A 21522-nucleotide genomic window follows, 5' to 3' on the forward strand; every position below is an offset into this window, starting at 1 on the left:
CGCCCCTCCCGAACCGAAGGAAGACCCGCCCCCGTGAGCATCGAGATCAACAACGAGTCGAGCGTCCCCGTCGACGAGGCCGCCCTGCTGCGCCTCGCCGGCTACGCGCTCGACTCGCTCCACGTGCACCCCGACGCCGAGCTCGCGATCGTGCTGGTCGACGAGGGCGCGATGGAGCAGCTGCACGTGCAGTGGATGGACGAGCCGGGACCGACTGACGTGCTCAGCTTCCCGATGGACGAGCTGCGTCCCGGGACCGAGGACGAGCAGACCCCCGCGGGGCTCCTCGGTGACATCGTGCTCTGCCCGCAGGTCGCGCAGTCCCAGGCCGAGTCGGCCGGCCACTCCGTGCTCGACGAGCTGCAGCTGCTGACCGCCCACGGGCTCCTTCACCTGCTCGGCTTCGATCACGCCGAGCCGGAGGAGGAGCGCGAGATGTTCGGCATCCAGCGCGACATCCTGGTCGGCTTCCACATCAGCGAGCGACGCCGCTAGAGCGCGCCGTGCCCACTCTCCAGCTCCTCATCGCCGCCCTCGCGCTCGTCGCCGTCGGCGGCTGGTTCGCCGCGACCGACGCAGCACTCGGCGTCCTCTCGCGCAGCGACCTGCTCGACATGGCCCAGCACTCCCGCAGCGTCCGCGCTCTCCGCGCGATCGCGGGCGACATGAGCGCCCACGTCAACGTCGTCAACTTCTCGCGGATCGCGGCCGAGACGACGGCCGCGGTGTTCGTCACCACGGTGCTGGTCGTCGAGGTCCCGCAGCTCTGGCTCGCGCTCCTGCTGGCGGTCCTGATCATGGCGGCGGTCTCGTTCGTCCTGGTCGGCTCCAGCCCCCGCAGCGTCGGGCGCGCGAACGCCCGCGCGGTCCTGTCCACCAGCGCCTCGCTCGTGCACGTGCTCCGGCTCGCGCTGGGCCCGGTCGCGCACGGGCTCGTGGCCCTCGGCAACCGGGTGACGCCGGGGACCGGGCGCTCGGCGGGGTTCTCCTCCGAGGAGCAGCTGCTCAGCATGGTCGACGAGGCGACCGAGCAGGACGTGCTCGAGCAGGACGACCGCGAGCTGATCCACTCGATCTTCGAGTTCAACGACACCTTCGTCCGCGAGGTGATGGTGCCCCGCACCGACATGGTGACGATCGAGGCGACCTCCTCCGTCGGCGCCGGCATGGGGCTCCTGCTGAGCCGCGGCATCTCCCGGCTCCCCGTCATCGGCGACGGCGTCGACGACGTCCTCGGCGTGCTCTACCTGCGCGACGTGGCCCGTCACACCTACGAGCGGCCGGACGACGACGACACGGTCGCCGATCTCGCGCGCCCGGCGCTGTTCGTGCCCGAGTCGAAGAAGGCCGACGAGCTGCTCCGCCAGATGCAGCTCGAGTCCAACCACCTCGCGATGGTGGTCGACGAGTACGGCGGCATCGCGGGCCTGGTGACGCTGGAGGACCTGATCGAGGAGCTCGTCGGCGACATCTCCGACGAGTACGACCGCGAGGTCGACCTCTTCGAGGAGACGGCGCCCGGGGTCTACCGCGTCTCGGCGCGCCTGCCGGTGGACGAGCTCGGCGAGCTGTTCGAGCTCGACCTCGAGGACGACGACGTCGACTCGGTCGGCGGACTGCTGACCAAGGCCTACGGGCGCCTCCCCGAGCGCGGCGCGACGGCGCGGATCGGCGGAGTGCTGCTCGAGGCCGAGCAGGCGGACCCGCGCCGTGGGACCATCTCCACGGTGATCGTCCGCCGCGATCCCGATCTGGACACCGCCGGCGAGCCCGGCACCGGCCCCGTCGCGATCATCGCGGACGGCGGCACCACCACCCCCAGCCCGAGCACGGCTCCCACCCGCGGAGCCACGGGCGATCAGCACGAGGACGCACGATGACCGACTCCACTCCCGCCGCCGCTCCCTACCGGGCGGGCTTCGTGTCCTTCGTCGGCCGCCCGAACGTGGGCAAGTCGACGCTCACGAACGCCCTCGTCGGCGAGAAGATCGCCATCACGAGCTCGAAGCCCCAGACCACGCGGCGCGCGATCCGCGGCGTGGTGCACCGCACCGACGGCCAGCTGATCGTCGTCGACACCCCCGGCATCCACCGGCCGCGCACGCTCCTCGGAGAGCGGCTGAACTCGCTCGTCACCTCGACCCTCGGCGACGTCGACGTCATCGGGATGCTGTTCCCCGCGGACGAGCCGATCGGCCCGGGAGACCGCTTCATCAACGAGCAGCTCGACTCCTTCCCGCGCGCTCGGAAGGTCGCTATCGTCTCGAAGGTCGACCTCTCCTCGAAGAAGTCCGTGGCGAAGCAGCTGCTCGCCGTCTCGGAGCTGCGCGAGTGGGACACGATCGTGCCGATCTCGGCCGTGACCGAGGAGCAGCTGGACGTCCTGGCCGTCGAGCTCCTGCGCCTGATGCCCGTCTCGCCCGCCCTCTACCCGGAGGAAGCGGTGACCGACGAGGACCTGTCCTCGCGGATCGCCGAGTTCATCCGCGAGGCCGCCCTCGAGGGCGTGTCGGACGAGCTGCCGCACTCCCTCGCCGTGACGCTCGACGACATGGTCGAGCGCGAGGACGGCTCGCTGATCGACATCTACGCCAACGTCTTCGTGGAGCGCGACAGCCAGAAGGGCATCATCATCGGCAAGGGCGGCCAGCGCCTGCGCGAGGTGGGAGCCGTCTCCCGCGAGCAGATCGAGCGCCTGCTGGGCCGCCGCGTGTTCCTCTCCATCCGGGTGAAGGTCGCCAAGGAGTGGCAGCGCGACCCGAAGCTGCTGGGGCGCCTGGGCTTCTGACGCCGGAGGGACGACGGCGGTCACCCTCGCGGACGACGCCCCCGGGCGCGCGGACCCGTAGCGTGATCCTCATGCGCGCCCTCCTCGACCGACCGGCGGCCCTGCCGATCGCCGGGGCGCTGCTCGCCGCCCTCCATCTGCTGCTCGGGCTCACCGGGGTCACTCCGACCGAGCGGATCGCCGGCGGCCTCGTGCTCGCGCTGGCCCTCGCGGTCGCGGGATTCCTGCCCGCGCTCGCCCCCTCGCTCGTCGCGGTCGGCGCGCTCGCCGACGGAGGCGTCCTGCTCGGCGGCGTCCCCGTCGACGGGGTGCTCGTCGGCCTGGTCGTCCTCTGGCAGACGACCCGCCGGGTGGGCCCCTGGACCCGTGCCCTGGCGCTCGCGGGCGGCCTGATCCTCGCCGGGATCGGCGGCGTCACCGTCGCGCTCGGCCTCTCCGGCCCGCTCGATCCGTCCGGGCTCCCGGCGCGCGTGGAGTTCGTGGTCCTCGCCCTGGTCGCCCTCGCGGTCGCCTCCGTGCTCGGTGCGGCGAAGGTCCTCGTGTACCTCAACGCGCTGCGGGCGCCGGTCCTCGCGGGCGATCGGATCGACGCGCTGCTGAACCGGGTCGCCGGTCCGCAGGACCCCTTCGCGGTGGGGGTCGCCGGTGGTCAGGCGCTGGTGCTCCTCCTCGTCGCCGGCCTCCCGTTCGCCGGGGTGGACGGCGCGATGCAGCTGCTGGTCGCGGGCGTGCTCGCGGTCGCGCTGGTGCTGCACCGGCGGTCCCCGGTCCTCGCCCTCTCGATCGCCTGGGCCGGCGCCGCCCTGCAGATGAGCGCGAGCCTCGCTCCCGGACCCGCGGATCTGGCCATCCTGGCCGTCCTCTTCGGCGCCGGCGCGTCGGAGTCGCGGCGGGTGCGGATCGCGGGCGCGGTGTCGGCCGTCCTCGGCGCTGTGGTCGCCGTCGTCTACCTCGTCCTCGTCTTCGACCTCGTCGCGAGCGCCTACGACGGCCTCCTGTCGGCCGGAGCCACCTTCGGCGGGATCCTCGCGACGCTCGGCCTCTCCTGGACCATCGGACTGCTCTCCCGCTCGGTCCGCCGGGCGCGTGAGGGCCAGACCCTGCGCGCGCAGGCCGAGCAGGAGCGCGCCCGGGCGCAGCGCGAGCTCGACACCGTGGAGGAGCGCAACCGGATCGCCCGCGACATGCACGACGTCGTCGCCCACTCCCTCGCCGTCGTGATCGCGCAGGCGGACGGCGCGCGCTACCTCGGCGCCACCAGCCCCGAGCAGACCGACGCCGCGCTGCTGACCATCTCCTCCGTCGCCCGGGACGCCCTCGGCGACGTGCGCGTGCTCCTCGCCCAGCTGCGGCACTCGCAGAGCGACGGCCCGCAGCCCGGCGCGCGCGACCTGCCGGCCCTCCTCGACAGCGTGGGCGGAGCCGGAGCCCCCGTCCGCGCCGAGCTCGCCGTCGACCTGGAGGCGGTGCCGCGCGCCGTCGGTCTGGCCCTGTACCGCATCGCCCAGGAGGCGACCACGAACGCTCTCCGCCACGGCCGCCCGGGCTCGCCGCTCGACATCGCCCTGCGCCAGGACGGCGGCGAGCTCGCCCTGACCGTGCGCAACGCCCGGTGCGCCGACGTCGAGCGCGACTCCCTGCCGGGCGAGGGCCACGGCCTGGTCGGCATGCGCGAGCGCGCCGCGCTCGTCGGGGGAGTGCTCGCCGCCGGCCCGGTCGGGGACGACTTCGTCGTCGACGCGCGCCTGCCCTCCTCCCCGTCCCTCGCCCGCACCGCCCCACCCCTCGCCTCCGGAGGCAGCCCCGCATGACCGACACCATCCGCCTCGTCCTCGTCGACGACCAGGCCCTCTTCCGCGCCGGCATCCGCATGCTGCTCGGCTCGCAGCCCGATCTCGAGGTGGTCGGCGAGGCCTCCGACGGAGCGGAGGGCGCGGAGCTGGTCGCGCGGCTGGCCCCCGACGTCGTGCTGATGGACATCCGGATGCCGGGCGTCGACGGGATCGAGTCGACCCGGCGGATCCTCGCGGACGCGCAGGAGCGGCGGGTCCAGCCTCCGCGCATCCTCGTGCTGACGACCTTCGACCTCGACGAGGCGGCCGCGCGCGCCATCCGGGCGGGCGCGAGCGGCTTCCTCCTGAAGGACACGGAGCCCGGCTTCCTCCTCGCCTCCGTCCGCACCGTGCACGCGGGGACCGCCGTGGTCGCCGCCTCCGCGACCCGCGAGCTCTTCGAGCACTTCGGGGCGGCGGGCAGCGGACGCGAGACTCCGCCCGCCTTCGCGACCCTCACCGACCGCGAGCGCGAGATCTTCCACCTGGCCGCGCGGGGGATGAGCAACACCGAGATCGCGCGGGCCGAGTTCCTGAGCGAGGCGACGGTGAAGACGCACATCAGCCGCACCCTCGGCAAGCTCGGCCTGCGCGACCGCGTGCAGCTGGTGGTCTACGCCTACGAGAACGGCCTGGTCTCCTAGCGCGGGACGCCGGGGTGACGCGCCGCGGGGGCGGTGCTACCCTGATCTGGTGCGCTTCGGACAGCTCCTCCTTCTCCGCCGCGACGAGATCTGATCCTCAGGCCATCCTCGTCGCGGAGTCCGTCGTCGGCTGAACCATCCCTCGCCCGCGAGGTCGATCCGCATCCGGATCCCCGCGAGACCGCCCGACCGGCACCGCCCACCAGCGGATCCGCACGCGAGCGGGATCGGTCACGAGCGAGAACAGACACGTGCGCACCACTGCGCCGGGAGAGCACCTCATGCTGAACAACCAGAAGCCGTCGCCCATGCCGATCGGCAAGTACCGTCCCTTCCACGAGCTGATCGCCGTGGACCTGCCCGACCGCACCTGGCCGTCGAAACGCATCACGACCGCGCCCCGCTGGTGCGCCGTGGACCTCCGCGACGGCAACCAGGCGCTCATCGACCCGATGAGCCCCGAGCGCAAGCGCATCATGTTCGATCTGCTGGTCCGGATGGGCTACAAGGAGATCGAGGTCGGGTTCCCGAGCGCGAGCCAGACCGACTTCGACTTCGTGCGCAGCCTCATCGAGGAGGGCGCGATCCCCGAGGACGTCACCATCCAGGTGCTGACCCAGGCCCGCGACCACCTGATCGAGCGCACCTACGAGTCGATCCGCGGCGCGCGCCAGGCGATCGTGCACCTCTACAACTCCACGAGCGTGCTGCAGCGCGAGGTCGTGTTCCGCAAGGACCGCCAGGGCATCATCGACATCGCGCTGGCCGGCGCCCGCAAGTGCCGCGAGATGGAGTCGACCGTCCCCGGCACGGCCGTCTACTACGAGTACTCGCCCGAGAGCTACACCGGCACCGAGCTCGACTTCGCCCGCGAGATCTGCGACCGGGTCGTCGAGGTCTTCGAGCCGACTCCCGAGCGCAAGGTCATCCTGAACCTGCCCGCCACCGTCGAGATGGCCACCCCGAACGTCTACGCCGACTCGATCGAGTGGATGAGCCGCAACCTCGCGCAGCGCGAGAACATCGTGCTGTCGCTGCACCCCCACAACGACCGCGGCACGGCCGTGGCGGCCGCCGAGCTGGGCTACCTGGCCGGCGCCGACCGGATCGAGGGCTGCCTCTTCGGCAACGGCGAGCGCACCGGCAACGTCGACCTGGTCGCGCTGGGCGTGAACCTGTTCACCCAGGGGATCGACCCGCAGATCGACTTCAGCGACATGGACGGCATCAAGCGCACCGCCGAGTACTGCAACCAGCTGCCCGTGCCCGAGCGCAGCCCCTGGGCGGGCGACCTGGTCTTCACCGCCTTCAGCGGCTCGCACCAGGACGCCATCAAGAAGGGCTTCGAGGCGATGCAGGCCGAGGCCGAGCGGACCGGCCGCAGCGTCGACGAGCTCACCTGGGCCGTGCCCTACCTGCCGGTGGACCCGAAGGACCTGGGCCGCTCCTACGAGGCGGTCATCCGCGTCAACTCGCAGTCCGGCAAGGGCGGAGTCGCGTACCTGCTGAAGACGGACCACGCGCTCGACCTGCCGCGCCGGCTGCAGATCGAGTTCTCGGGCGTCGTGCAGGCCAAGACCGACGCCGAGGGCGGCGAGGTCACGAGCGAGCAGATCTGGACGGTGTTCCAGGACGAGTACCTGCCCGCGCCCGCCGAGCGCGCCGACGAGAAGTGGGGCCGCTTCGAGCTGCTGCGCACGAACACGTCGAGCGATCTGGGCGGCAGCATCGCGCTGGACGCGGTCCTCCGGGTGGGCGACGAGCGCGTCTCGGCCAGCTCGCGGGGCAACGGCCCGATCAACGCCTTCGAGGCCGTGCTGAAGCAGCAGGGCGTCGAGGTCCGGGTCCTCGACTACGTCGAGCACGCGCTCAGCGCCGGCGGCGACGCGCTGGCCGCCTCGTACGTCGAGTGCACGGTGAACGGCCGCACCCTGTGGGGCGTGGGCGTGGACGCCGACATCTCGACCGCCTCCCTCAAGGCCATCGTCTCTGCCGTCAACCGCGCCCTGCGCGAGGAGGTCCCGGTCCGCGAGCTGGCCGGCGCCTCCGCCTGATCGCACCCGATCCCCGCCGGGGGAGCCGTGACGCGTCGCGCCTCCCCCGGCGTTCCCGTGCGCGGACCGCGCGGGACTCCGCTCCCTGCGTCCGGGTCGGCCGCCGCTAGGTCCGGCGGCGCCAGCGAAGGCGCGGCACCCCGCTGAGCGCGCGCTGCTCGGGCAGGCTCCAGCCGTAGCGGACCGCGAGCAGGCGGATGACCGTGGTCACGCCCACCGCGAGCGGCGCGGCGAAGTCGATCGTCACTCCGAAGCGCAGCGCGAGGACCAGGACGCCCGTGCCCACCGAGGCGGCGACCGCGTAGAGCGAGCCGACGTGCATCAGCGCGATCGGCCGGTTCAGCAGGATGTCGCGGACGACGGATCCGCCGACGGCCGAGACGGTGCCGACGAACACGGCCGGCACCTCCGGCACGCCGAGCGACAGGGCCTTCGTGGTGCCGATCGCGCCGAAGAGCCCGAGGGTCAGCGCGTCGAGGGCGGTGATCGTCCCGTCGACCCGGTTCAGCAGGTGCTGGAGCAGCATCCCGAGCAGGGAGGCGGTCACCGCGACGATCAGGTACGCGTCGGTGTGCAGGGCCACCAGGGGCGTCTGGAGCAGCAGATCGCGGAGCACGCCGCCGCCGAGGCCGGTGGCCGTGCCGATGATCGTGACGCCGAGCAGGTCGATCCGGCGGTCGCGGAACTCGCCCGCGAACATCGCGCCCTGGAGGCAGCCGATGGCGATCGCGAGCAGGTCGGCCCAGGCCGGGATCTCGAAGAGGGAGGCTGCCACCCGGACATCGTTCCACGGCGCGGGCCCTGCTCCGGCCGGGCTGCCAGCCGGGTGTCGGGGGTCGGGGGGATAATCGGAGGATGCCCACCTATCGCGACGAAGCCGTGGTGCTCCGCACGCACAAGCTGGGCGAGGCCGACCGCATCGTGACGCTGCTCTCGCGCAGCCACGGCAAGATCCGCGCGGTGGCGAAGGGCGTTCGCAAGACCGGCTCCAAGTTCGGCTCGCGGCTCGAGCCGTTCATGGTCGCCGACCTCCAGCTCTACGAGGGCCGGAGCCTCGACATCGTCACGCAGGCCGAGTCGCTCGGCGCCTACGGTGCGCTGATCGCCGCCGACTACGACAGCTACACGGCGGCGAGCGCGATGGTCGAGACGGCGGACCGCCTCACCGACGCGGACGCCTCCCTGCAGCAGTACCTGCTGCTCGTCGGGGCCCTGCGCTCGCTCTCGAAGCACGAGCACGAGCCGGTGCTGACGCTCGACTCCTACCTCCTGCGGGCGCTCTCGATCGCGGGCTGGGCGCCCAGCTTCGAGGACTGCGCGCGCTGCGGCGCTCCCGGGCCCCACGGCGCGGTCGTGGTGCAGCTCGGAGGCGTCGTCTGCGCCGACTGCACGCCGCCCGGCGCACCGCGGGTCGCTCCGGAGGTCGTGGTCCTGCTGGGCGCACTGCTCACGGGAGACTGGGCCCACGCCGAGACCACCGAGCCGACCACGCGGTCGCGGGCGAGCGGAGTGGTCGCCGCCTACACGCAGTTCCACCTCGAACGCGGTCTGAGATCCCTGGAGCACGTCACCCGATGAAGCCCTTCACTCACAAGGACGCCGAGCCGTACCGCCCCCTCGACTGGACCGGGATCCACCCGCCTGCGATCCCGCGGAAGGCCGTTCCAGGGCACGTCGCCATCGTGATGGACGGGAACGGCCGCTGGGCGAACTCCCGCGGCCTGACGAGGATCGAGGGGCACAAGCGCGGCGAGACGGCGCTGCTGGACGTCGTGGCCGGAGCGATCCAGATCGGCGTGAAGCACCTCAGCGTCTACGCGTTCTCGACCGAGAACTGGAAGCGCTCGCCCGAGGAGGTGCGCTTCCTGATGGGCTTCAACCGCGACGTGCTGCACCGCCGCCGCGATCAGCTCAACGAGTGGGGCGTGCGCATCCGCTGGGCCGGCCGGAAGCCGCGCCTGTGGGCGTCGGTGATCAACGAGCTGCAGTTCGCCGAGCGGATGACCGCGGACAACGACGTGCTGACGCTCACCATGTGCGTCAACTACGGCGGGCGCACCGAGATCGCCGACGCGGTGCAGCGGCTCGCCGCCGAGGTCCAGGCGGGGCGGCTCAAGCCCTCCGGCATCTCCGAGAAGACGATCGCCAAGGCGCTCTACGTGCCCGAGATGCCGGACGTCGACCTCTTCGTGCGCTCCTCCGGCGAGCAGCGCACCAGCAACTTCCTGCTCTGGCAGAGCGCCTACGCCGAGATGGTGTTCCTCGACCGGCTCTGGCCGGACTTCACGCGGACCGACCTCTGGGACGCGATCGAGCACTACTCCGGCCGCTCCCGCCGCTTCGGCGGCGCGGTCGACGTGCCGGGGGCCTCCTCGTGATCCGGGCCGGGATCGTCGGCTTCGGGCTCGCCGGCAGCGTCTTCCACGGTCCGTTCCTCGCGGCCGACCCGGCGTTCGAGGTCGTCGCCGTCTCCACCCGCGACGCCGGTCGGAGGGCCGCGGCCTCCGCCGCGCATCCGGAGGCCCGGATCGTGCCCGACCTCGACGCGGTGCTCGCCGAGCGGCCGGAGCTGGTCGTGCTCGCCTCGCCGCCGTCGGTGCACCGGGAGCAGGCCGTCCGGGTGCTCGAGGCCGGTGTCGCCGTCGTGATCGACAAGCCCTTCGCACCGAGCACGGCCGACGCGGACGCGATCATCGCCGCCTCCGAGCGGAGCGGTGCGCCCGTCTTCGTCTTCCAGAACCGGCGCTGGGACGCCGATCTGCTCACGCTCCGCCGCCTCCTGGTCGAAGGCGTCCTCGGCGAGGTCCTCCGCTTCGAGTCGACCTTCGAGCGCTGGAGCGCGCCGAAGACGGGCCGGTGGCAGAGCGAGACGGGCTCGGCCGCGGGCGGCGGGATCCTCTTCGATCTCGGCAGCCACCTGGTCGACCAGGCGCTGCTGCTGTTCGGCCCGGCGGTCGTCACGGCGGCCGAGACCCGGACCATCCACGAGGGCTCGGCGAGCGAGGACGATGCGTTCGTCTCGCTCCTGCATCACAGCGGCGTCCGCTCCCACCTCACCATGAGCCGCGTCGCCCGGGCGACAGGCCCCCGCTTCCGCGTGCTCGGCACCCGCGCCGCCTTCAGCGTCGACGGTCTCGATCCGCAGGAGACCGCGCTCCGCACCGGCGGCGCCCGACCGGACGACGACGGCTTCGGCGAGGTCGCGCCGGAGGGATGGGGCGTCCTCGTCGACGACTCCGGCGCGCATCCCGTGCCGAGCGAGCGGGGACGCTACGCCGCGTTCCTCGAGCAGGTCGCGCGGTCGCTCCAGGAGGGCGCTCCCTCGCCGGTCGACGTGCGCGAGGCCCGCGAGGTCGTCGCCGTGCTCGAGCAGGCGCACGCTCTCGCCGCCCGCTGACCGGGCCCGCCGCCGACGCGCCCGGTCGCTCCCCGGTCTTGGCGATCCGGCTCCCGAGCGTCATCCTCGAGAGGTGAGCACCGCACTGCCGAACTCCGCCGACCTGCGCGCGCGCTTCGCCGGTGCCCGCGGCTACCACAACGCCTGCACCCTCGGCCTGCCGCCGCGGGAGACCGTCGAGGCGCTGCGGGCGGACCTCGACGGCTGGTCGTCCGGGGAGAGCACGGCCGCCGCCTACGGCGCTGTCGCCGAGCGCGCGCGTGCCTCGTTCGCCGCGATCGCCGGCGTCCCGGTCGACCGTGTCGCGATCGGCGCGCAGACCTCCGCCATGGCTGCCGTGCTCGCCGCCTCGCTGCCCGACGGGGCCCGCGTGCTCTGCGTGGACGGCGACTTCTCCTCCATCGTGTTCCCCTTCCTCGCCCAGGCGCACCGCGGAGTGACCGTGCGCCCCGTCGCGCTCGAGGCGCTGGCCGACTCCGTCGAGGACGGGGACGACCTCGTCGTCTTCTCCGCCGTGCAGTCCAGCAGCGGAGCGCTCGCCGATCTCGACGCCGTCCTCGAGGCGGCCGCGCGCCACGGAGTGCGAACCGCCTGCGACCTCACGCAGGCGGCCGGCGTCCTGCCGGTCGACGCCTCCCGCTTCGACGCGACCCTCACCCACGCCTACAAGTGGCTGTGCTCGCCGCGCGGAGTGGCGTTCCTCACCGTCTCGCCCGCCTACGCGGCCGAGCTCGTCCCCGTGCAGGCGGGCTGGTACTCGGGGGAGGACGTGTGGTCGTCCTGCTACGGACCGGCCATGCACCTGGCCGAGAACGCCCGCCGCTTCGACGTCTCGCCGGCCTGGCAGGCGTTCGCCGGCGCCGAGGCGTCGCTCGCTCTGTTCCGCTCGCTCGACCTCGACGCGGTCTGGGCGCACGCCTCCGGCCTCGGCGACCTGCTGTGCGAGCGGCTTGACCGGGAGCCTCAGCACCGGGCGCTCGTGTCCTGGCCGGACGAGGGGGGAGCGGACCTGGAGCTGCTGCAGGCCGCGGGTCTGCGCGTCTCGGGCCGCGGCGGCCGGCTCCGCATCGCCTTCCACCTCTGGAACGACGAGTCCGACGTGGACGAGCTCGTCCGCGTGCTGCGGGAATAGCGGGGCGCCCCCTCCGTTGTCCTGCGGGTGAGTGCTGAGCCGAGCCCCCTGTCCGTCGACGTCTGGTCCGACATCGCCTGCCCCTGGTGCTACATCGGGAAGCGCCGGTTCGAGCGCGGGCTCGAGGCCTTCCGCGCCGCGCACCCCGAGGCTCCGGAGGTCGTCGTGGAGTACCGCAGCTTCGAGCTCTCGCCGGACACGCCGGAGGACTACCGCAGGGGAGAGGCGGCGTTCCTCGCCGAGCACAAGGGCATCCCGGAGGCGCAGGCGCAGCAGATGCTCGACTCCGTCACGGCGGTCGCGGCGGGCGTCGGCCTCGACTACCACTTCGAGTCGGTGCGCCACGTCAAGACGGTCACCGCCCACCAGGCGCTCCACCACGCCAAGGAGAACGGACTGCAGCTCGAGCTCGTCGAGCGTCTCCTGAGCGCGTACTTCGTCGAGGGCCGCGACCTGGCCGATCCGGAGGTGCTCGCCTCGCTCGCCGGCGAGGTCGGGCTCGACCCGGCGGAGACGCGCCGCGCTCTCGAGGACCGGCGCTACCTCGGGCGGGTGCAGTCCGACATCGCCCAGGCCCGCGAGTACGGGATCTCGGGGGTGCCGTTCTTCGTCCTCGACGGGCGCTTCGGCGTCTCCGGCGCCCAGGAGCCGGCGGCGTTCACCGAGGTCCTCGAGCACGTGCTGGAGCAGCGGGCGGCCGTCGCGTGAGCGGGCCGTTCGAGATGCTCGGCGACTCCGGCGGGCCGCTGTGCGAGGACGGCGTCTGCGCCGTGCCGCAGGCCGCGGAAGCGCAGGCCGAGGTGCCGCCGATCAGCGCGGAGGCTCCTCCACGGTGATGTCGGCCACGGTCGCGCCGTAGGCGGCCACGAGGGCGTCCGCGTCGACGAAGGCGCTGCGCCCGTCGGCGCCGGCTCCCACCGCCACGCGGCGGCCGAGGATCCGCTCGTCGGCGTAGACCGGCCAGGCCGTCGTGGAGCCGATCGGGGTGATGGTGCCGCGCCGGTAGCCGGTCGCCTCGAGGGCGGCCGTCTCGTCCGGGAGGCGGAGCTTGTTCACTCCGACCACCGCGCGCAGCTTCGGCCACGCGATCTGCCGCCCGCCGGGGACCAGGGCGAACAGGTAGCCGCCGTCGTGGCGCTTCACCACGAGCGACTTCACGATGTCGCCGGGCTCGATGCCGAGCAGCGCGGCCGCCTCGTGCAGGCTGCCGGCAGCGGGCCTCTCCACGATCTCGACCGCCAGGCCGCGGGCGGACGCGTCCGCCTCCAGCCGCTGCGAACCGTCCTCCACAGGTGTGCTCCCGTTCATCTCTCCACCTCTCAGCTCGTCACTCCGCCTTCCCCAACACAGGATCTGGGAGAATCGATACCGATGTCCTCCACTCTCACGGCCGCCCCGCCCGCCCGCGCGCACCGCGCCGGCGCTCCGGATCGGCCCCCTCGAACTCGACGCGCCGGTGGTGCTCGCCCCCATGGCGGGCATCACCAACACGGCGTTCCGCCGCCTCTGCCGCGAGTTCGGCAACGGCCTCTACGTGAGCGAGATGATCACCTCCCGCGCGCTCGTCGAGCGCACGCCGGAGTCGATGCGCCTCATCCGCCACCACCCCAGCGAGTCGGTGCGCTCGATCCAGCTCTACGGAGTGGACCCGGTCACGGTCGCCGAAGCGGTCACCATGCTCGTCGCCGAGGACCGGGCCGACCACATCGACCTCAACTTCGGCTGCCCCGTGCCCAAGGTCACCCGGAAGGGCGGGGGAGCGGCCCTGCCGTGGAAGCTCCCGCTGTTCCGGCAGATCGTCGAGGGCGCCGTGAAGGCCGCCGGCGACGTCCCGCTCACCGTCAAGATGCGCAAGGGCATCGACCCGGACCACCTCACCTACCTCGAGGCCGCCCGTGCCGCCGAGGGCGCCGGGGTCGCGTCGATCGCACTGCACGCGCGCACCGCCTCCGAGTTCTACAGCGGGCACGCCGACTGGTCGGCGATCGCCACGCTCAAGGAGACGGTCACGAGCGTGCCCGTGCTGGGCAACGGCGACATCTGGTCGGCCGAGGACGCGCTGCGGATGATGGCCGAGACGGGCTGCGACGGAGTCGTCGTCGGTCGCGGCTGCCTCGGGCGCCCCTGGCTCTTCGGCGACCTCGCCGCCGCGTTCGCCGGCTCCGACGAGCGGTTCCGCCCTTCGCTCGGACAGGTCGCCGAGGCGTTCCGCCGCCACGCGGAGCTGCTCGTCGACTTCTTCGAGAGCGAGGAGCGCGGCTGCCGCGACATCCGCAAGCACGTCGCCTGGTACTTCAAGGGCTACGCCGTCGGCGGCGACCTCCGCGCTCGCCTGGCCACCGTCGAGTCGCTCGCGCAGCTCGACGAGCTCCTGGCGACGCTCGACTGGACGCAGCCCTATCCGGGCGAGGCGGCCGAGGGGCAGCGGGGCCGCGCCGGCTCGCCCAAGGTCCCCTCCCTCCCGGACCGCTGGCTCGAGTCCCGCGAGCTCGACGCCGGGCAGCGCGACGCGGTCTCGGCCGCCGAGATCCACAACAGCGGTGGATGACCGCGCGCTCTGGGGGTACTCGCTCGTCGACACCGAGCGATTCCTGCCGGAGGACCACTCGACCCGCCGCTCCGACTTCGCCCGCGACCGCGCCCGGCTCTTCCACTCCAGCGCGCTCCGCCGCCTGGCCGCGAAGACCCAGGTGCTCAGCCCCACGGCGGGCGTCGACTTCGCGCGCAACCGCCTGACCCACTCGCTCGAGGTGGCGCAGATCGGCCGGGAGCTCGCCACGAGCCTCGACCTCGACCCCGACGTCGTCGACACGGCCTGCCTCGCGCACGACATCGGGCATCCGCCGTTCGGGCACAACGGCGAGCGCGCGCTCAACACCTGGGCCGAGGGGATCGGCGGCTTCGAGGGCAACGCGCAGACCTTCCGGCTGCTCACGCGGCTCGAGCCGAAGGTGTTCGGCGACGACGCCCGCCCCTACGGGCTGAACCTCACCCGCGCCAGCATCGACGCGAGCTGCAAGTACCCCTGGCCCGACACGCGCTCGGTCGCGGACCCGTCGGGGCGCGCCAAGTTCGGCTTCTACGCCGACGACGCCCCCGCGTTCGCCTGGATGCGCGAGGGCGCCCCCGAGGGGGTGCGCTGCATCGAGGCCGAGGTGATGGACCTCTCGGACGACATCGCCTACTCCGTGCACGACTTCGAGGACGCGGTGGTCTCCGGCTACATCGACGTCGAAGCACTCGGCTCCCGCGCCGACCACGAGGACCTCGTGCAGTCGATGCACTCCTGGGTCGGCGGGGAGGTCGGACACGACGAGCTCGTCGCCGCCTTCGACCGTCTCGACTCGCTCGACGTGTGGGTCTCCTCCTGGGACGGCTCCCGCCGCGACCAGGCCCGGCTCAAGAACCTCACCAGCCAGCTCATCGGCCGCTTCGCCGCCGCCGCCACCGAGGCCACCCGCGAGGCGTACCAGCACCCCGACCTCGTCCGCTTCGGCGGCCACGTCGTCGTCCCCCGCGAGCAGCAGGCCGAGATCGCCGTGCTCAAGGGGATCGTCGCGACGTTCGTGATGTCGCGGAACACCCGCCAGCCCATATACGCCCAGCAGCGCGAAGTCCTCACCCGCCTCGCCGACACCCTCCTCGACCGCGGCCCGGGAACCCTCGAGCCCGGCTTCGCCGAGGACTGGCACGCCGCCCCCGACGACGACGCCCGCCGCCGCGTCGTCGTCGACCAGGTCGCCAACCTCACCGACCAGAGCGCCCTCGCCTGGTTCGAGAGGCTGTGCTGATGCGCTGAGCCGGGCGGCGCCCGGCTCAGCTGTGCCGCCGGTCCCTGCCCGGCGTCACCGCGGTCGGCTTGTCGAGGTGGTGCGTTCCAGGGAGCGGGGTGCGTCCGCCTAGGGCGATCCGCTGGGACGCGGATCGGCCGTTCGGCTGTGCTCGATCCCACGCCGGTCCTCGCCCGGCGTGGCGCGGTCGGCTCGGCGAGGTGGTGCGGTTCGTGGAGCGGGGTGCGTCCGCCTAGGGCGATCCGCTGGCACGCGGATCGGCCGTTCGGCGGTGCCGGTGGAACGCCGGTCCCTGCCCGGCGTGGCGCGGTCGGCGGTGCTCGATTCCACGCCGGTCCCTGCCCGGCGTGGCGCGGTCGGCTTGGCGACGTGGTGCGTTTCGTGGAGCGGGGTGCGTCCGCCTAGGGCGATCCGCTGGCACGCGGATCGGCCGTTCGGCGGTGCCGGTGGCACGCCGGTTCTCGGCCGGCGTGGCGCGGTCGGCGGTGCTCGATTCCACGCCGGTCCCTGCCCGGCGTGGCGCGGTCGGCTTGTCGAGGTGGTGCGTTCCAGGGAGCAGGGCGCGTCCGCCTAGGGCGATCCGCTGGGACGCGGATCGGCCGTTCGGCGGTGCCGGGGGCACGCCCGTCACCGCCAGGCGTCACCGCGGTCGGCTTGCGGGATGGCGGGTTCCAGGGAGCCGGGTCCGTCCGTCTGAGGCGATGCGCTGGTGTGCGGGTCGGCCGGTCGGCTCGGAGGGCGGGGAGGGCGCCGCACCGCGAGGCGCGGAGGGGCGCGGGGCGGCGGGTACGGTGATGGCGTGGGAGCGGAGCGGACACGGCAGCGGATCCTCGAGGCGGCGACGGAGGAGTTCGCGGCGCACGGGCTGGCGGGAGCGCGGGTCGACCGCATCGCGGCACGGTCGGGGATGAGCAAGCCGATGCTGTACTCGCACCGGCCGACGGCGCGCGAGGCCGTCGCCGCCGTCGTCCGAGTCAGTGCGGAGGGGTACTCCGCGCCCGGCACTCCTGCCGGCTGCTTCGTGCTGAGCGAGCCGCGGCTCGAGGCCCGTCGCCGCGAGATGGAGGCGCTCGTCGCCGCACGAGTCGAGCGCGGGATCGAGGAGGGCGACGTGCCGCCGGAGACGGACGCCGGATCCGTCGCCGCCTTCGTCGTCGTCGTGCTCAGCGGGATGTCGACGCAGGCCCGCGACGGAGCACCGGCGGACCGCATCGCGGTCATCGGCGAGCTCGCACTCGGCGCGCTGCCGGCGGCCACGGGCGTGCGAGCCGCAGGGCGCACGCCGGGAGCTCCCGGATGAGACCGCGTCGGCCCCGTCTCGGCCTCCTCGCCCTGGTCGTCGCGGGGCTGCTGCTGCTCCAGCCCGCCGCGGCCTCGGCGGCACCGCTGCTCCCTCCCGCGAACGGCGTCCTCGACTACCAGCTGGGAGGCGCCTACGCTCCGGCGTCGAGCGTCACCATCGTCGACCGCGACCGCACGGACGCGCCCGCCGCCGGCCGCTACAGCATCTGCTACGTGAACGCCTTCCAGACCCAGCCCGGCGCGAGCGCCGCCTTCGCGAAGCGGCACCCCGAGCTCCTGGTGAGGCGAGCGGACGGGAAGCCCCTCGCCGATCCGGGCTGGCCGGACGAGTACCTCTTCGACGTCTCGACCGCCGCGAAGCGGACCGCTCTGCTCGCGATCGTCGGCGCCTGGATCGACGGCTGCGCCGAGGACGGCTTCGACGCCGTCGAGGCCGACAATCTGGACAGCTACACCCGCTCGGGCGGGAGGCTGACGAAGTCGCAGGCGCTGGCGTTCGCCACCCTCCTGACGGCGCGCGCTCACCGCTCCGGCCTGGCGATCGGCCAGAAGAACGGAGCCGATCTCGCCGCTGCCGGGAAGGGGACGGTCGGCTTCGACTTCGCCGTCGTCGAGGAGTGCCAGGTCTACGACGAGTGCGCGGCGTACACGGACGTCTACGGGCGCCAGGTCTACGAGATCGAGTACACCGACAACGGCCGGTCCGCCTACTCCGAGGCCTGCGCCGCGCAGGGCCGGAGCATCTCGGTCACCCTCCGCGACCGCGACGTCGTTCCCCGTGGCGCAGCGGGCTACGTGAACCGGCACTGCTGACGCCGGGCGGACGCTACCGCAGGGCTCCCAGCACGACGGCCGCGGCTCGGGCGACCAGCGCGTCGTCGTAGTCCGCCTCGGGGTCGTTGCGCGACGAGAGGATCGACAGCACGACCGCGTCCCGCCCGGGAGGCGTCACCACGGCGACGTCGTTGCGGATCCCGCCGGCGCCCCCGGACTTGTCCGCGACGCTCCAGCCGGCCGGAGCGCCCGCCCGGACGAGAGTGTCGCCGGTCGCGTTGCCGCTCATCCAGTCGAGCAGGAGTGCCCGGTCCTCCGCGGACAGCACGTCACCTGTGGCGACCGCGGCGAGGTCGGCCGTGAACGCGGCCGGGGTGGTGGTGTCGTCGATGCTGCCGGGCTCGATCGTGTTCAGCGCGGGCTCCTCGTTCACCACCTCGGTGGTGGTGTCGCCGAGAGCCTCCAGTCCTCGGTCGAGGGCGGAGGGTCCGCCGAGGCGCCGGAGGACGAGATTCAGCGCTGTGTTGTCGCTCCGGCGGACGGCCGACTCGGCGAGCTGCGACAGCGGCAGGCCGGTGGCGGTGCTCTCCTCCGTGACGGGGGAGTAGCCCGCCGCCTCGACGTCGGCCACGGTCCAGGTGACCACCTCGTCCCGCTCGGCGGCGGGGACGGTGCGCAGGAACTCCGCCGCGGCGAGGGCTTTGAGGCTCGAGGCGAAGCCGAAGCGCTCGTCGGCCCGGTGATCGACCCGGCGACCCGAGCCGGTGTCGACGGCGCTGACGCCGATCCGGGCGTCGAACTCGTTCTCGAGCACGGCCAGCTCGGCGGAGACGTCGATCGGAGGAGGGGTGGCGGAGGACGCCGACGACGGCACGGAGTCGGACGACGGCGGCGCGACCGGGGCGTCCGCGGTGGTGGTGCACCCGGCGAGGGCCAGAAGGAGGGCGGAACCCGCGAGCGCGCGGAGGGTCCGCGACAACCCTCTCGAACGCTTCACAGCGCGGAGTAGACGACGAAGAAGGCGACGGCGGCCGCCGCGGTGACGCCGAGCGCCGCGAGCGAGACGAGTGCGCGCGGCCTCCTCCGCACGACGGCCAGGACGAGGAAGCCCGCGCCCAGGACGATCTGGAGCCACCAGTACACCGGACTCGTGGTGTCGGCGACCGCGCCCAGCGCCCAGACGCCCTCGCCGATCAGCACGCCCGAGAGCGGCGCGACGGCCAGGACGCGCCACGTCCTCGAGCCGTGGAGGGTGAGCGCGGCGGCGGCGCCCAGGATCGGCCCGGCGGGGACGGCGAGCAGCCAGAAGACGTCCGTGAAGGGAGGCGAGTAGCCGAAGCCGCGCGCCGCGGTCACCAGGTCGTAGCCCTCGAGCAGCGCCCAGAAGCTCAGCAGGCCGAGAGCGGTCGCCGCCGCCGGTCGGGCGCCGCCGAGGCGCACGAGCGCGAACACGAGCATGGACCAGCCCCCGGAGGAGTTGGCGAACGAGCTCACCGACGGCGGAAGGAAGCCCTGCAGCAGGCTGGTGAGCCCGCCCAGGACGAGACCGCCGAGCATGGCGACGAGCAGAGCACGCAGGAGAGGCGGGCGGGAGGCGGCAGGGGGCATGGGTCGATTCTCGGAGACGGCGGGCGGGTGCGGATCAGGGATGACCCTGATCTCGGGGTGCGGGGCCGATCACAGGTCTCCGGGGTGATCCGCGCCGCCCTGGTGCAGTTCTCCCCACCCCGGCTCGGCGGCTCCGGCGGCCGATACGATGGACCCCATGCCTCGGATCCGACAGTCAGATGTCGAGGAGGTCAAGGCGCGGGTGAACATCGGCGAGGTGATCGGCGAGTACGTCACGCTGAAGTCGGCCGGCATCGGTTCGCTGAAGGGCCTCTGCCCCTTCCACGACGAGCGCAGCCCCAGCTTCCACGTCCGCCCGCAGGCCGGCTTCTACCACTGCTTCGGCTGCCAGGAGTCGGGCGACGTCTACAGCTTCGTCATGAAGATGGACCACAGCTCGTTCAGCGAGACCGTCGAGCGCCTCGCCGGGCGCATCGGCTTCCCGCTGCAGTACGAGGACGGCGACGGCCGCGCGCCCGAGACCGGCGGGCGAGCGCGCCTCCTCGCCGCGAACGACGCCGCGGAGGAGTACTTCCGCGAGCAGCTCGCGACCCCGGGCGCCGACGTCGGCCGGCGCTTCCTCGGCGAGCGGGGCTTCGACCGCGCCGCCGCCGACCGCTTCGGCGTCGGCTTCGCACCCGACGGCTGGGACGGGCTCACCACCGCGCTCAAGCGCCGCGGCTTCTCGGAGGAGGAGCTGACCACGGCCGGCCTGGTCAGCAGCAACAACCGCGGCGGCGTCTACGACCGCTTCCGCGGCCGCCTCGTCTGGCCGATCCGCGACGTGACCGGCCAGACCGTCGGCTTCGGCGCCCGCCGCCTCCTCGAGGAGGACAAGGGCCCCAAGTACCTCAACACCCCCGAGACGCCCGTCTACCACAAGTCCCAGGTGCTCTACGGGCTCGACCTCGCCAAGCGGGACATCTCCCGCGGGCACCGGGTGGTCGTCGTCGAGGGCTACACGGACGTCATGGCCTGCCACCTCGCCGGCGTCACCACCGCGGTCGCCACCTGCGGCACCTCCTTCGGCGTCGACCACATCAAGGTGCTGCGCCGGGTGCTGGGCGACGACAGCGGCGTCGGCGAGGTCGTCTTCACCTTCGACCCCGACGCGGCGGGCCAGAAGGCGGCGATGCGCGCGTTCCAGGAGGAGCACCGCTTCGCCGCGCAGACCTTCGTCGCCGTCGCGCCCGAGGGCCTGGACCCCTGCGACCTCCGCCTGAACCGCGGAGACGACGCCGTCCGCCGCCTCATCGACGACAAGAAGCCGATGTTCGAGTTCGTGATCCGGCAGCTGCTGGACCGCTACGACCTCGAGACGGTCGAGGGCCGGATCGCGGCCCTGCGCGCGGCCGCCCCGGTCGTCGCCGAGATCCGCGACCCGGCGCTGCGGCCCGGCTACTCCCGCGAGCTCGCCCGGATGCTCGGCCTGGACATGGCCGAGGTCAACTCCGCCGTGCGCTCCGCCGGATCCCGGCCCCGCTCCTCCGGACCCGAGGGCCGCGACCAGCAGGGCGGGCGGGGCGGCGGCGAATCGTCCGCGGCCGAGGCGCCCCTCGGCGCGCGCATCGCCGACCTCCCCGTCGACGTCGTCACGCGCATCGAGCGCGAGGCGCTGATGGCGATGCTCCAGCTTCCGCAGGCGATGGGTCCGGAGCTCCTGGCCCGGGCGGCGCACGCGGCGGTCACCAACGAGACCCTCCGCGTGGTCCGCGACGCCGTGGTCGCGAACCTCGAGCGGGCGGAGGACCGCGACTGGGTCGAGCACGTCGCCGACGACGTCCCCGGCCCCTTCGCCTCGCTGGTGCGCCAGCTCGCGGTGGCGCCGATCCCGGCCGCCGACGAGGAGGGGCTCGCCCGCTACTCCCGCGACGTGGCGATCTCGCTCATCGAGCGCGACCTGCTCCGCGAAATCGCCGAGCTGCGCGGGGCGCTCCAGCGCGCGTCCGCCGATCCGGTGATGGCGCGCGCGGTGCAGGTGCGACTGGTCGAGCTCGAGCGCGAGAAGCGGGCGCTGCGCACGGAGTGAGCGTGTTGCGGTCGTGTGAAGAAATCGGCCGCACGCCCGTGCCGGTTCGGAGAGCGCTTCCAACTGTGTTACCCATGAGGAACAGCAATGCGGGCGTCCAGTGTCGTGACGCCACAGCCCACAGGAGATCTGTGTGCCGAGAGTCCGCGCGCCCGGAGCGCGCCCGCATCC

General features: G+C 73.2%; 20 protein-coding genes. 16 read left to right on the forward strand and 4 right to left on the reverse strand.

The features are described 5' to 3' along the window. Positions 1–33: 33 nt before the first annotated feature. The 6 genes from ybeY to leuA all read left to right on the forward strand — a co-directional run bounded on the left by ybeY (position 34) and on the right by leuA (position 7318). Complete coding sequence (gene ybeY, locus C5C54_RS12665) at positions 34–495, forward strand: rRNA maturation RNase YbeY (protein WP_104223424.1); 462 nt, start codon at positions 34–36, stop codon at positions 493–495. An 8-nt stretch (positions 496–503) separates the two neighbouring features. Continuing rightward, on the forward strand, positions 504–1880 hold the full coding sequence (locus tag C5C54_RS12670) for a hemolysin family protein (RefSeq protein WP_104288473.1): 1377 nt from the start codon (positions 504–506) through the stop codon (positions 1878–1880). After that, positions 1877–2788, forward strand: a complete 912-nt coding sequence (gene era / locus C5C54_RS12675) for a GTPase Era (RefSeq protein ID WP_104288474.1) — start codon at positions 1877–1879, stop codon at positions 2786–2788. The genes C5C54_RS12670 and era overlap by 4 nt, the downstream gene beginning before the upstream one ends. A gap of 71 nt (positions 2789–2859) precedes the next feature. Continuing rightward, on the forward strand, positions 2860–4599 hold the full coding sequence (locus tag C5C54_RS12680; RefSeq protein WP_146078832.1) for a sensor histidine kinase: 1740 nt from the start codon (positions 2860–2862) through the stop codon (positions 4597–4599). Then, positions 4596–5264 carry a response regulator transcription factor gene (locus C5C54_RS12685; protein ID WP_104226697.1) on the forward strand — a complete coding sequence of 223 codons (669 nt, stop codon included), beginning with the start codon at positions 4596–4598 and terminating at the stop codon, positions 5262–5264. The genes C5C54_RS12680 and C5C54_RS12685 overlap by 4 nt, the downstream gene beginning before the upstream one ends. 281 nt (positions 5265–5545) lie before the next feature. After that, entirely contained in the window at positions 5546–7318 is a 1773-nt protein-coding gene (gene leuA, locus C5C54_RS12690; protein WP_104288476.1) for a 2-isopropylmalate synthase, read from the forward strand. A 106-nt stretch (positions 7319–7424) separates the two neighbouring features. On the opposite strand, the gene C5C54_RS12695 is transcribed toward leuA, so the two are convergent. Continuing rightward, on the reverse strand, positions 7425–8093 hold the full coding sequence (locus C5C54_RS12695; protein ID WP_104223430.1) for a trimeric intracellular cation channel family protein: 669 nt from the start codon (positions 8091–8093) through the stop codon (positions 7425–7427). Between the two features lie 80 nt (positions 8094–8173). Here C5C54_RS12695 and recO point away from each other — a divergent pair, with 80 nt between their 5' ends. From recO to C5C54_RS12720, 5 genes are all read left to right on the forward strand, one after another. Further along, positions 8174–8896, forward strand: coding sequence for a DNA repair protein RecO (recO, locus tag C5C54_RS12700; protein ID WP_104223431.1), 723 nt, complete (start codon positions 8174–8176; stop codon positions 8894–8896). Beyond that, the gene (locus tag C5C54_RS12705) at positions 8893–9696 is read left to right on the forward strand and encodes an isoprenyl transferase (protein ID WP_104234456.1); all 804 of its coding nucleotides are present in this window, start codon (positions 8893–8895) and stop codon (positions 9694–9696) included. The genes recO and C5C54_RS12705 overlap by 4 nt, the downstream gene beginning before the upstream one ends. Further along, entirely contained in the window at positions 9693–10715 is a 1023-nt protein-coding gene (locus tag C5C54_RS12710; protein ID WP_104226694.1) for a Gfo/Idh/MocA family oxidoreductase, read from the forward strand. The genes C5C54_RS12705 and C5C54_RS12710 overlap by 4 nt, the downstream gene beginning before the upstream one ends. 73 nt (positions 10716–10788) lie before the next feature. Further along, entirely contained in the window at positions 10789–11847 is a 1059-nt protein-coding gene (locus C5C54_RS12715; RefSeq protein WP_104288477.1) for an aminotransferase class V-fold PLP-dependent enzyme, read from the forward strand. A 27-nt stretch (positions 11848–11874) separates the two neighbouring features. Further along, positions 11875–12555 carry a DsbA family protein gene (locus C5C54_RS12720; protein ID WP_104288478.1) on the forward strand — a complete coding sequence of 227 codons (681 nt, stop codon included), beginning with the start codon at positions 11875–11877 and terminating at the stop codon, positions 12553–12555. Between the two features lie 102 nt (positions 12556–12657). Here the strand turns inward: C5C54_RS12720 and C5C54_RS12725 are convergent, their stop codons facing one another. Then, positions 12658–13155: an aminoacyl-tRNA deacylase gene (locus C5C54_RS12725; protein ID WP_104288479.1), complete on the reverse strand. Its 498-nt coding sequence runs from the start codon at positions 13153–13155 to the stop codon at positions 12658–12660. A 121-nt stretch (positions 13156–13276) separates the two neighbouring features. On the opposite strand from C5C54_RS12725, the gene dusB reads away from it, so the two are divergent. From dusB to C5C54_RS12745, 4 genes are all read left to right on the forward strand, one after another. Further along, the gene (gene dusB, locus C5C54_RS12730) at positions 13277–14395 is read left to right on the forward strand and encodes a tRNA dihydrouridine synthase DusB (protein ID WP_258063327.1); all 1119 of its coding nucleotides are present in this window, start codon (positions 13277–13279) and stop codon (positions 14393–14395) included. Further along, complete coding sequence (locus C5C54_RS12735; protein ID WP_104223438.1) at positions 14388–15638, forward strand: deoxyguanosinetriphosphate triphosphohydrolase; 1251 nt, start codon at positions 14388–14390, stop codon at positions 15636–15638. The genes dusB and C5C54_RS12735 overlap by 8 nt, the downstream gene beginning before the upstream one ends. A 799-nt stretch (positions 15639–16437) precedes the next feature. After that, on the forward strand, positions 16438–16938 hold the full coding sequence (locus C5C54_RS18365; RefSeq protein WP_181127889.1) for a helix-turn-helix domain-containing protein: 501 nt from the start codon (positions 16438–16440) through the stop codon (positions 16936–16938). Beyond that, entirely contained in the window at positions 16935–17753 is an 819-nt protein-coding gene (locus C5C54_RS12745; protein ID WP_104288481.1) for an endo alpha-1,4 polygalactosaminidase, read from the forward strand. The genes C5C54_RS18365 and C5C54_RS12745 overlap by 4 nt, the downstream gene beginning before the upstream one ends. Positions 17754–17766: 13 nt before the next feature. Here the strand turns inward: C5C54_RS12745 and bla are convergent, their stop codons facing one another. Together bla and C5C54_RS12755 are read right to left on the reverse strand one after the other, a co-directional pair. Further along, on the reverse strand, positions 17767–18711 hold the full coding sequence (bla, locus tag C5C54_RS12750) for a class A beta-lactamase (protein ID WP_258063323.1): 945 nt from the start codon (positions 18709–18711) through the stop codon (positions 17767–17769). Then, entirely contained in the window at positions 18708–19322 is a 615-nt protein-coding gene (locus tag C5C54_RS12755) for a DUF6518 family protein (RefSeq protein ID WP_181127890.1), read from the reverse strand. The genes bla and C5C54_RS12755 overlap by 4 nt, the downstream gene beginning before the upstream one ends. 157 nt (positions 19323–19479) lie before the next feature. On the opposite strand from C5C54_RS12755, the gene dnaG reads away from it, so the two are divergent. Beyond that, complete coding sequence (dnaG, locus tag C5C54_RS12760) at positions 19480–21351, forward strand: DNA primase (RefSeq protein ID WP_104288483.1); 1872 nt, start codon at positions 19480–19482, stop codon at positions 21349–21351. Positions 21352–21522 lie beyond the last annotated feature (171 nt).

The organism is Rathayibacter sp. AY1F2, from assembly GCF_002930885.1.
GTDB lineage: Bacteria > Actinomycetota > Actinomycetes > Actinomycetales > Microbacteriaceae > Rathayibacter.